The organism is Pseudomonas sp. P7758, assembly GCF_013386485.1.
Taxonomy (GTDB): Bacteria; Pseudomonadota; Gammaproteobacteria; order Pseudomonadales; family Pseudomonadaceae; genus Aquipseudomonas.
The window spans coordinates 17180-28681 of sequence record NZ_JACARS010000126.1 but is presented as its reverse complement, the minus strand read 5'-3'; the positions used below and the strand labels follow the sequence as shown (position 1 = coordinate 28681).

7 protein-coding genes are annotated in these 11502 nt (G+C 63.3%); 1 reads left to right on the top strand and 6 read right to left on the bottom strand.

Annotation, left to right across the window (positions count from 1 at the left end; translation table 11 throughout):
* Positions 1-132: 132 nt before the first annotated feature.
* On the bottom strand, positions 133-2070 hold the full coding sequence (gene iolC / locus HX873_RS24680; RefSeq protein ID WP_008437153.1) for a 5-dehydro-2-deoxygluconokinase: 1938 nt from the start codon (positions 2068-2070) through the stop codon (positions 133-135).
* A 303-nt stretch (positions 2071-2373) separates the two neighbouring features.
* On the opposite strand from iolC, the gene HX873_RS24675 reads away from it, so the two are divergent.
* Positions 2374-3270 carry a MurR/RpiR family transcriptional regulator gene (locus HX873_RS24675; RefSeq protein ID WP_003214679.1) on the top strand — a complete coding sequence of 299 codons (897 nt, stop codon included), beginning with the start codon at positions 2374-2376 and terminating at the stop codon, positions 3268-3270.
* A 142-nt stretch (positions 3271-3412) separates the two neighbouring features.
* Here HX873_RS24675 and HX873_RS24670 read toward each other — a convergent pair whose 3' ends face one another.
* The 5 genes from HX873_RS24670 to HX873_RS24650 all read right to left on the bottom strand — a co-directional run bounded on the left by HX873_RS24670 (position 3413) and on the right by HX873_RS24650 (position 11377).
* Positions 3413-5116, bottom strand: coding sequence for an AMP-binding protein (locus HX873_RS24670; RefSeq protein ID WP_003214676.1), 1704 nt, complete (start codon positions 5114-5116; stop codon positions 3413-3415).
* A 31-nt stretch (positions 5117-5147) separates the two neighbouring features.
* Entirely contained in the window at positions 5148-6446 is a 1299-nt protein-coding gene (locus tag HX873_RS24665; protein WP_177123338.1) for an acetyl-CoA C-acetyltransferase, read from the bottom strand.
* Positions 6443-7333, bottom strand: a complete 891-nt coding sequence (locus tag HX873_RS24660; RefSeq protein ID WP_177123337.1) for a MaoC/PaaZ C-terminal domain-containing protein — start codon at positions 7331-7333, stop codon at positions 6443-6445. The genes HX873_RS24665 and HX873_RS24660 overlap by 4 nt, the downstream gene beginning before the upstream one ends.
* A 2-nt stretch (positions 7334-7335) precedes the next feature.
* On the bottom strand, positions 7336-8679 hold the full coding sequence (locus HX873_RS24655; RefSeq protein ID WP_177028331.1) for a 3-oxoacyl-ACP reductase: 1344 nt from the start codon (positions 8677-8679) through the stop codon (positions 7336-7338).
* A gap of 160 nt (positions 8680-8839) precedes the next feature.
* On the bottom strand, positions 8840-11377 hold the full coding sequence (locus tag HX873_RS24650) for an acyl-CoA dehydrogenase (RefSeq protein ID WP_008437148.1): 2538 nt from the start codon (positions 11375-11377) through the stop codon (positions 8840-8842).
* Positions 11378-11502: the final 125 nt, after the last annotated feature.

The following is an 11502-nucleotide window of genomic DNA, read 5'->3' as shown; positions in this document are numbered from 1 at the left end:
GTTTTTTCAGAGTTGCCTGAGATCTGCTTTATGTGGGAGCGGGCTTGCTCGCGAAGGCGGTGGTTCAGTTGGTGTATCAGTCGACTGACACTCCGCTTTCGCGAGCAAGCCCGCTCCCACATTTGACCGTGTTTAACTTCGAGATCTGCGCCAAGCATTAATCAACTGCTCAAAGATGCACTGCACCTGCTCAATCAAGGCTTGATCGTCAATCTCCCCCGCCAGCCAGGCACGGCTTGGCTCCTGGAAGATCGTGCGACCCACGGCGAACCCGCGGCAGGTCTGGCTTTGGCTGGCTTGCTGGAAGCCATCGGCCAGGCATTCGGCGGAAGCGTTCAGGCCCAGCAGCACCACGCCCCGGCAGTAGGGATCGCGCTCCTGGATCAGCTCGTCGAGCTTTTTCCAGTCTGCGGCCGACTGCGCCTCGATCTTCCACCACGCCGGGTAGATGCCCAGGTTGTACAGGCGCTTGAGGCTGCGATAGAGCACGTCGGGATAGGTGGACGGGTGATCCTTGGGGGGCACGACTTCCAGCAGCAGCTCATGGCCGCTGACCAGGGACGCCTGATACAGGGCCTTGAGTTGCGCTTCCTGTTCCAGGCGCAGCAATGGCTCGTCATCGGGGTGAAATTGCACCAGGCACTTGATGATCTGCTCCCGGGGCCAGGCAATCAGGTTGCTGCCCACCGAGCGCCCGTGTTCAAAGGCCAGCGGCCGTGAGTTCTGGACTTCCACCGGGCGGGCGATCCACCAGCCGCGACCGCTGGCGGCGTTCAGCGCGTCCTGGCCGAAGCGTTGGTCGGCCAGAATCCCGACGTCAGCCTCGACGCCCTGCTCCGCCAGTTTGCTTTCAACCCGTTCCACGGCCTGGATGAACAGTTGCTTCAGGGCGCTGATGCGCGCCGGGTCCTGGCCGCCCTTTTGTGCCAGTTCCACCAACTGCCAGCGGTGGTCGAAGGCAAATACAAACAGCTGCTTCCAGACCTTGCGCGGCACGCTGACCTGGTGCAGGCGTTGCAGCACCGCGTCCTGGTCCGGGCGGGTAATCGGCACCGGGCTGTTGAACAGGTAATCGAGTTCGGCGCGGGTCGGCATGGCCGGCGCGCAGGCATGGCGCGACACCACCAGGCCGCCGCAGGCATTCGCCAACTGGCTGCAGCGCTCGTCGCTGGCGTCTTCAAGCCAGCCGCTGAGGAAGCCGGACATGAAGGCATCGCCGGCGCCCAGCACGTTGAGTACTTCCACCCGTACCCCGGGGTAGATCGCGCCGTCTTCAAGGCGGGCCGGGATATCGCCGTGGATCACCGTGCAGCCCTGGGGGCCAAGCTTGACCACCAGGGTGGCCGAGGTCAGGCCACGCACCGTGCGCAATGCCGTGAGCAAATCTTCACTGCCACCGGCAATCAGGAATTCTTCTTCGGTGCCGACGATCAGGTCAAAACGCGGGAGGATTTTCTGCACGTGCTGGCTGACATTCTGGTCGGCCACAAACCGGGTTTCGCCATCGGCCTTGCCGGCCAGGCCCCAGAGCACCGGGCGGTAGTCGATGTCGAGCACGCGTTTGACGTTGTGCTTCTCGGCGTAGTCCAGGGCCTGGATGCTGGCCTTGTACACGCCGTCGGTGGAGAAGTGGGTACCGGTGATCAGCAGCGCCTTGCTGGAAGCAATGAACGCTTCACTGATGTCTTCGGCGCGCAGGGCCATGTCGGCGCAGTTCTCGCGGTAGAACACCAGCGGGAAGGTTTCGCGGTCCTTGAGGCCCAGCAGCACCAGGGCGGTGAGGCGTTCCGGGTCGACCTTGATGCCGCTGACGTCACAGCCTTCGCGGGCCAGGGACTCCAGCAGGAAACGCCCCATGTGGTCGTCCCCTACCCGGCTCAACATCGCCGACTTGAGCCCCAGCCGCGCGGTGCCGAACGCGATGTTGGCGGAGGAACCGCCGAGGTACTTGGCGAAGCTCGAGACATCCTCCAGCCGTGCACCCACTTGTTGTGCGTAAAGGTCGACGCCCAGGCGTCCCAGGCAAATCAGATCCAATTGACGCCCACTGGCAAAACGAGTCTGGCCCATGCTGGCTCCTGTTATTTTTATCAGCCTGCGTGTGCCGTCGCGGTGGCGGCATACGCTCTTGGTGCAAGCAGACTAGAACGTCTGGTGACGCCAATCAATATTTATTCTATAAATATTTTTTGTGGAATATATTTTCCAATACGCCATCATCGGTATGTTCCAGCCGCAGTGCATCGTTTCAGCTGCACCGTGGGGCGGGATGCCGAGGTATTTTTTTGCGCCTACCCTGTAGACTTGCGCACATCGACTTATTGTCAGGGGCGCCTCGACGCGCCCTATAAGAACAAGCCAGAAGGATTCCCTATGTCCCAGAGCGCCCCGGAAGACGCACTCGCCAGCCCGCCGCTGAACGCCGAGCGGTTGTTGCAGCTGATCACCGATGAATACGAGAGCCTGCCGCGCCAGCTCAAGCGCATCGCCAGCTACATGAGCCAGCAGAGCGACCGGATCATGGTCGACCGCATCAGCGACATCGCCCGTGAATGCGAAGTGCACCCGTCGGCCATCGTGCGGTTTTCCCAGCGTTTCGGGTTCAGTGGTTTCAGTGAAATGCAGGCGCTGTTCCGCGAGGCCTACACCCACAAGACCACGCCGGTGCAGAACTACCAGCAACGCATCCGCAGCATGATCGCCAACAAGTCGCAGAAAGCCAGCGGCGGCGACCTGGCGCGTGAGTGCGTGAATGCCACCCTCTCCGGGATCGAGCGCCTGGGGCTGGAACTGGATGACGCAGCCTTCGACAAGGCCGTGGACCTGGTGGTGAATGCCGACAATATCTACGTGGTGGGCGTGCGCCGCTCGTTCGCCGTGGCGGACTACCTGGTGTACAACCTGCAGCACACCAACAAGCGCATCCATCTGGTCTCGGGGTTGGGCGGCAGCTATCGCGAGCAGATGCGCAGTGTGCGGGCCAACGACCTGGTGATTGCCATCAGCTTTACGCCCTACGGCAAGGAAACCCAGCACTGCCTGCGGATTGCCCAGCACCATCAGGCCAAGACCCTGATCATTACCGACAGCAACCTGTCGCCCCTGGCCAAGCGGGCGAGCACGGTGTTGCTGGTGAATGAAGGCTCGTCGTTTGCGTTCAGATCACTGAGTGCGACGCTGTGCCTGTGCCAGGCGTTGTTTATTGCCGTGGCGTATCGGCTGGAATTGAAGGTCGATGAGATTCATGAGCAGGTGGGGTTCGACGACTGACTGCGACCGTTCAGCCACCAAAGATCAAATGTGGGAGCGGGCTTGCTCGCGAATGCGGTCTGTTAGTCAACATCTCCATCGACTGTTCCGCCGCATTCGCGAGCAAGCCCGCTCCCACATTTTTGACCGCGTTCACTCAGGCTTAGCGCAGTGCCCGGCGCAACACCTTGCCCACCGTCGTCTTGGGCAACTCTTCAGTACGAAACTCGACAAACCGCGGCACCTTGTACCCCGTCAAATATTCCCGGCAATGCGCCAGAATCTGCTCCTGGGTCAAGCTTGGGTCCTTGCGCACCACGATGATTTTGACCCGCTCGCCGGTCACCCCATCCTCAACCCCGATCGCCGCCACTTCCGCCACGCCCGGATGCAACGCCACCACGTCTTCGATCTCGTTGGGGTACACGTTGAACCCGGACACCAGGATCATGTCTTTCTTGCGGTCCACCAGGCGGATGAAGCCCTGCTCATTCATCACCCCGATGTCCCCGGTAGACAGCCACCCTTCGGCATCCAGCACCTCGGCGGTTTCCGCCGGGCGTTTCCAGTAACCCTGCATCACCTGCGGGCCGCGTACTTGCAGTTCGCCCTGCTCGCCCAGTTCCGCCAACTCACCGTCCTCACGAATGAACCGCACCCAGGTCGACGGCAACGGCACACCGATGCTGCCAGTGAATTCCATCTCGCGCATGCGTGAGATGTCGATGGGGCTGATGCTCACCACCGGCGAACATTCAGTGAGGCCGTAGCCTTCGATGATCGGCAAGCCGGTGACTTCCTTCCAGCGCTTGGCCACAGCGGTATGGGTGGCCATGCCGCCGGCGATCACCATGCGCAAATCGGAAAAATCCCGGGCGCAGAATTCCTTGTTTTCCAGCAGGCCGTTGAACAGCGTATTCACCCCGGCAATCCCGTTGAAACGCTCCTTGCGCAGGATCATCTGCACCCGCTTCACATCCCGTGGGTTGGCGATCAGGATGTTGCGCCCGCCCAGGCACATGAACATCAGGCAGTTCACCGTCAGGGAAAAGATGTGGTACAGCGGCAGCAGGGTGACGTTGGTTTCCTGCTGGTTCTGATCAAGCTGATCACCGACCCACGCCTTGGCCTGCAACAGGTTGGCGATGATGTTGCGGTGGCTGAGCATGACGCCCTTGGCATCGCCGGTAGTGCCGCCGGTGTATTGCAGGAAGGCCAGGTCTTCGCGGTTCATCGGCACGGCGAGATGGGTTTGCCCGCGTCCCTGTTTCAACACCTGGTTGAAACGCACGGCCCCCGGCAGGTTGAAACGCGGCACCTGCTTCTGCACGCTGCGCAGGATGAAGTTCATCGCCGCGCCCTTGAAGGTGCCGAGCAGGTCACCGATGGCCGCGATCACCACACGTTTGACGGTACTGGCGGCCACCACCTTCTCCAGGGTGTGGGCGAAGTTTTCGAAGATCACCAGGGTCTCTGCGCCACTGTCCTTGAGCAAATGCTGCAGCTCCCGGGCGGTGTACAGCGGGTTGACGTTGACCACCACCGCACCCGCGAGAATCGTGCCCAGCAGGCAGATCGGGTACTGCAAGCAGTTGGGCATCATCAACGCCACCCGGTCGCCCTTCTTCACACCCTGGGCTTGCAGCCACGCAGCAAAGGCGATGCCCTGCACCTCCCAGTCGGCGTAGGTCATTTCGGTGCCGATGCTGACGTAGGCCACGCGGTCGCGGAATTTGTGCAGGTGCTCCAGGAACACCTCGCGCAACGACGGGTAATCCTCGATGCCGGCGTCGATGTCTGCCGGTACGCCGGGCAGGTAAGCGTTCAACCAGAGGCGTTCGGTCTGTTCCAGGCTTACAGCGTTCATGGCAGTCTCCTTGTTGTTTTTATGGTGGGAACTACTTTTCGACGATAGCGGTAATGCCCAACCCACCCGCCGCGCAGATCGAAATCAGGCCGCGGCCGCCGCCACGCTGGTGGATCGCCTTGGCCAGTGCCGCGAGTTGCCGGCCACCGGTGGCGGCGAAGGGGTGGCCGCAGCCGAGGGAGCCGCCGTTGACGTTCATTTTGCTGCGGTCGATGCTGCCCAGCGGCGCGTCGAGACCCAGGCGGTCGCGGCAGTAATCCGGATCTTCCCAGGCCTTGAGGGTGCACAGCACCTGGGCGGCGAAGGCTTCGTGGATCTCGAACAGATCGAAGTCGGCGAACGTCAGGCCCTCGCGCTTGAGCATGCGTGGCACGGCGTAGGCCGGCGCCATCAGCAGGCCTTCGGTGCCGTCGACGAAATTCACCGCAGCGGTTTCACCGGTTCGCAGGTACGCCAATACGGGCAAGCCGCGTTCGGCGGCCCATTCCTCGCTGGCCAGCAGCACCACCGACGCGCCGTCAGTCAGGGGCGTGGAGTTGCCGGCGGTGAGCGTGCCGTTCTGGCGGTCGTAGGCCGGGGACAAGCCGGCAAGTTTCTCCAGGCTGGCGTCGGCCCGCAGGTTGTTGTCCCGGGCCAGGCCGCGATACGGGCTGATCAAATCATCGAAGAAACCCTGCTTGTACGCCGCATCCAGCCGCTGGTGGCTGGTGAGGGTCAACTCGTCCTGGGCCAGGCGCTTGATCTGCCAGCGCTTGGCCATTTCCTCGCAGTGTTCACCCATGGACAAGCCGGTGCGCGGCTCGCCATTGCGCGGCAGCAGCGGCTTGAAAAACATCGACGGGCGCACCCCCACCAAGGCCTTCAACCTGGCGCCGGTGCCCTTGGCGCGGTTGGCTGAAAGCAAGGTGCGGCGCAGGGACTCGTTGATGCCGATGGGCGCGTCGGAGGTGGTGTCGGAACCACCGGCAACGCCCACTTCGATCTGCCCAAGGGCGATCTTGTTCGCCACCAGCAACGCCGCTTCCAGGCCGGTGCCGCAGGCTTGTTGCAGGTCGTAAGCCGGGGTTTCGGGAGACAGTGTGGTAGACAGCAGGCTTTCCCGGGCCAGGTTGAAATCCCGGGAATGCTTGATCACCGCACCCGCGGCAAACTCGCCCAGGCGCAGGCCGTGAAGGTTGTAGCGGTCCACCAGGCCTTGCAGGGCGGCGACCAGCAGATCCTGGTTGCTGTCATGGGCGTACACGGTGTTGGAGCGGGCGAACGGGATACGGTTGCCGCCGATAATCGCCACGCGGCGCGTCGGGGCCGGGTTGAAACTGTAGTCACTCATCGATCGGTCTCATTCCAGATAAACAGCCCACGCATATGGGGTTTGTCACCGGCGAAATTACGCACTTCAAACTCACGGCGCGGGCCGGTTGGCGGAACGTTCCACAGCGCCACCTGGCCAGGCAGGAAGATCGGCAGCTTGAAGTCGCAATGGGCCTCGGCCTGGTCCAGTCCGCCGGGGGGTTGCTGGGCGGCCAGGGCGCGGCCCAGGGTCCACATGCCGTGGGCGATGGCCCGGCGAAATCCGAACAATCGGGCGCCGATCACCGAGGTATGAATGGGGTTGAAATCCCCCGAGACCCTGGCGAAACGCCGCCCCAGATCCGCCGGCAGCACCCAGCGTTGAGTGCGCAGCAAACCTTCTTCCTGCAAGGGCAACGCGTCGTCCCACGGCTCGCCAACCGGCGCGTTTACGTCACGGCGCAGGTACAGGCTGTCGCTCTCCCACACCAGGGCGCCCGCGCTGTAGCCACGGGTGGCGATGCTCAGCGCCTGGCCTTTCGGATGGGCGACCCAGCGTTCGCAATACACCTCCAGGCGCAAGGCCTGGCCCGCCTCCAGCCGTCGATGCTGGCGGATGCGATTGGCCAAATGCACCATGCCGCTGGCCGGGTACGGGAAACTCGGGCGGGTCAGCAGCATCAGGTGCAAGGGGAACGCCAGCACATGGGGATAGGACAGCGGCACGCCTTGCTCATGGCGGAAACCACAGGCCCGACCGTAAGCCGCGATCCCTTGGGCAGACAGCTCGACGGCCGAACGCACCAGGCGTTCTTTCGGCAACGTCGGCTCGCCTTCCAGCTTCGGTTTGCGCAGCCCCAATACCCCGTCCAGCAACAGCCGCGAGCGCGAGGGCGGCGGCTCAATAATCTGCGTCACATAGTCCATGCTCAGGCTCCCAACAGGCTTTGGCCGCAGACCCGCACCACCTGGCCATTGACCCCGCCGGATGCCGGATGCGCCAGCCAGGCGATGGTTTCTGCCACGTCGATGGGTTGCCCGCCCTGGGACATCGAGTTCATCCGCCGCCCCGCTTCGCGAATCATCAGCGGGATCTTCGCGGTCATCTGGGTTTCGATAAAGCCCGGTGCCACGGCATTCACCGTCACTTGCTGCGCCGCCGCCTGCGGGGCCAGGCCTTGTACCAGGCCGATCACCCCGGCCTTGGAGGTGGCGTAGTTGCTTTGCCCGAGGTTGCCGGCGATACCGGAAATCGATGAGACACACACGATCCGCCCGCCCGGATTCAGGCCCTGGCTTTCCAGCAGCGCCGTGCTCAGGTGCAACGGTGCTTCCAGGTTGACCGCCAGTACGCTGCGCCACGCGGTCTCAGTCATCTTGGCGATGGTCTTGTCGCGGGTAATCCCGGCGTTGTGCACCACCACGTCGAATGCACCGTGTTGGCTGACATGGGCGTGCAACTGCTGCGCGGCATCGGTGGCGGTGATGTCCAGTGCCAGTGCGGTGCCTGCGACACTGCCGGCCGCCTGTTGCAGCGAATCCTGGGCCTGGGGCACATCCACGCAGACCACATGGGCTCCATCGCGGGCCAGCACCTGGGCGATTGCCAGGCCGATGCCACGGGAGGCGCCGGTGACCAGGGCACGGCGGCCGCCGAGGGGTTTGTCCCAGTTGATTTCGGTTGGGCTATCGACGGGTTTTTCGAGGCGCACCACCTGCCCCGAGACATAGGCCGAGCGCCGCGACAGGAAGAACCGCAGGCTGCTTTCCAGCCCGTCCTCGGCACCCGGTGCGACGTAGATCAACTGCACGGTGATCGCCCGGCGCAACTCCTTGGCCAACGAACGCACCAGGCCCTCAAGGGCACGCTGGGCAATGGCCTGGGGCAGGTCCTTGCACAACTCCGGCGCGGTGCCGAGCACCACCACCCGGGCGTGCTGCCCAAGGCGCCTGGCGTTGGCGTGGAAGAATTCGTAGAGCTCGTCCAACTGCTTGAGGTCGGCAATGTCGCTGGCGTCGAACACCGCGCCCTGGACCTTGACCGTGGAGGGTGCCTTGAGGGTCGCAGCGGTGGCGGTCACTGTATCGGTGGCGGTGAAGATGCGCTGGATTTGCGCCCCCAGGCGCCCTACCCCCGCGACGATTACCGGGTTGGCCAGGCCTTGCTGGCCGCTGCGGTGACGTTGCAATGCCAGGGGTTGGGGCAGCCCGGCAGTGCGGGCCAACCAGGCTCCCCAGGGGGAATTGACGAAAGAGAGGTAGCTGTCACTCATGGATAAATTCACTCACAAACACGGTGTTGCCATGGAAACCCGATCCTTGTAGGAGCTGGCTTGCCTGCGATTGCGGTGTGTCAGCCAACACATCTGGCACTGAACCAACGCTATCGCAGGCAAGCCAGCTCCTACAGGGGTCGTGTTCCTCCAGTTCCAGTCAGTTGACCGGCGCGTTTTCGCCTTGGTTGGCGCGGCGTCTTGCGCTCGGTTTGGCGGCCTGTTCCAGCGCCTGCTGGCGCTGTTGCAAGGCTTCCAGCAAACCGAAGTCCTGCGGGAAGTCGTCCACCTGGATCGCGTGATCGCCATATTCCACATAGCGCGCGAGCAAGCTGTCGTCTTCCTCGCTGATCAGGTCCAGCGCCCGCGCCTTGACTCGCCACGGAGTAAACGCCGCACTGGAAATCGGCATTGGCTCGATCAGGCCTTGCTTAATCGCCCCCTTGAGCCGCGCCTCGATCAGCTCCACTTGCGGCAACAGGCGCAAGGCCAGCTCGCCGTAAGCCAGCTTGTCGATTTCCGGCCGAGGAATGTAGGAATTGCCCAGCAAGCGGTCGCGGGTTTCCCCCGGCACCTGCACCAGCTCCGCCACTTGGGCCAACAGGCGATCCGACGGTTTGCGCTGTGGAATACCGAACGGGAACGTCAAGCCACGCACCACCGCCGCCGCGGCTTTCGACGGGTAGTTGTCGAGCACTTCGGCCAGGGCCTCATGGGCGCGCAGCAACGCGTCCTGGGCCGCCCAATGCACCAGCGGCAAATCTGCCTGTGGCCGGCCATCATCCTCAAAACGCTTGAGCACGCAGGATAGGATGTACAGCTGGGACAGAATGTCCCCCAGCCGCCCGGTGATGCTTTCCTTGCGCTTGAGGGCACCGCCCAGCACGCCCATGGAAATGTCCGAGATCAACGCCAACACCACCGACAGCCGATTGGCCTGGCGGTAGTAGGACGCCAGCGCCGGATCGGTCTTGCCCGGCACGGAAATCAGCCGTCCGCCCGTCAGCGAATACACTGCGGCACGCACGGTATTGGCCAGCACGAAGCTCAGGTGACCGAACATTGCGCTGTCGAAGTCCACCAGGGCCTTGCGCCGGTCCGTATTGCGCGCCGCTTCCATCTCGCGGAACACATACGGATGGCAGCGGATCAGGCCCTGGCCGTAGATGATCAGGCAGCGAGTCATGATGTTCGCGCCCTCCACCGTGATGGCGATGGGGCTTTGCTGGTAGGCCCGGGCGAGGAAGTTGTTGGGCCCCATGCAGATGCCCTTGCCGGCCACGATGTCCATGCCGTCGTTGACGATGATGCGTGCCCGCTCGGTAACGTGATACTTGGCGATGGCCGAGATCACCGAGGGTTTTTCACCGGCATCCAATGACGCTACCGAGACCTTGCGCACCGCGTCGCAGGCATACAAATGCCCGGCCATGCGCGCCAGGGGCGCCTGCACGCCTTCGAACTTGCCGATGGGCAGGCCGAATTGCTTGCGCATCGCCGCATAAGCGGTGGTGCCGCGCACAGCCACCTTGCCCAGGCCGACGTTGGCCGACGGCAGGGAAATCGCCCGGCCAGCCGCCAGGCATTCCATCAGCATGCGCCAGCCGTTGCCGACTTGCTCGCGGCCGCCGATCACCCATTCCAGCGGGATAAACACATCCTTGCCGGTGGTCGGGCCGTTCTGGAATACCGCGTTGAGTGGCCAGTGACGCCGGCCGCTGTTCACCCCCGGATGGGTGGTGGGGATCAACGCGCAGGTGATGCCCAGGGAACCCGGCTGGCCGAGCAGACCGTCCGGGTCTTCGGCGCGGAAGGCCAGGCCGAGCACGGTGGCGATTGGGCCGAGGGTGATGTAGCGCTTGTCCCAGGTCACACGGAAACCCAGTACTTCCTCGCCTTCGTGCATGCCCTTGCAGACGATGCCCAGGTCTGGAATCGCGCCGGCGTCGGAGCCGGCATACGGGCTGGTCAGGGCGAAGCACGGGATGTCTTCGCCCCGTGCCAGGCGTGGCAGGTAGTAGTTGCGCTGGGCGTCGGTGCCGTAGTGCAGCAGCAGTTCGGCCGGGCCCAGGGAGTTGGGCACCATCACTGAAATCGCCGCCGCCGAGCAGCGGGTCGAGAGCTTCATCACCACTTGCGAATGCGCATAGTGGGAGAAGCCTTTGCCGCCGTATTGCTTGGGAATGATCATGCCGAGGAAGCCGGCATCCTTGGTGTACTGCCAGCCTTCGGGGGACATGTCTTGCCAGACCTGGGTGGTTTCCCAGTCGTTGGACATGTCGCACAGGGTCTCCACTTCGTTGTCGAGGAAGGCCTGTTCTTCAGCGCTGAGGCTGGCCGGTGCGGCTTGCAGCAGGCGTTCCCAGCGGGGTTTGCCGCTGAACAGCTCGGCGTCCCACCACACGGTGCCGGACTCGATGGCAGCACGCTCGGTGTCGGACATCGCCGGCATGATGCCGCGAAAAAGGCCCAGGGCCTTGCTGGTCAACAGGGTGCGGCGCAGGGGTTTGATCGTCAGCAGCAGCGCGGGCAACACCACCAGCACCGCCACGACGCCGGCGCCGAAACCGGCGACTGCGTTGAACAGGTAACCGGCCGCCAGCCAGACCAGGCCGGCACCCAGCCAGAGGGTGGCAGCGGCTTGTCGATACGCCAGGGCAATTGCTGCTGCGAGTCCCGCCAATAACCAGATAACCATGGGGATACCTCTACTCAATTCAGGGTACGGCCAACGCCCGGGCAGATCGGAATGACCTGTGACGTAAAGCCACACTACAAACTTGAAAAGATAAATTCAAATTTTGTTTTGAAATTTTTATTTAA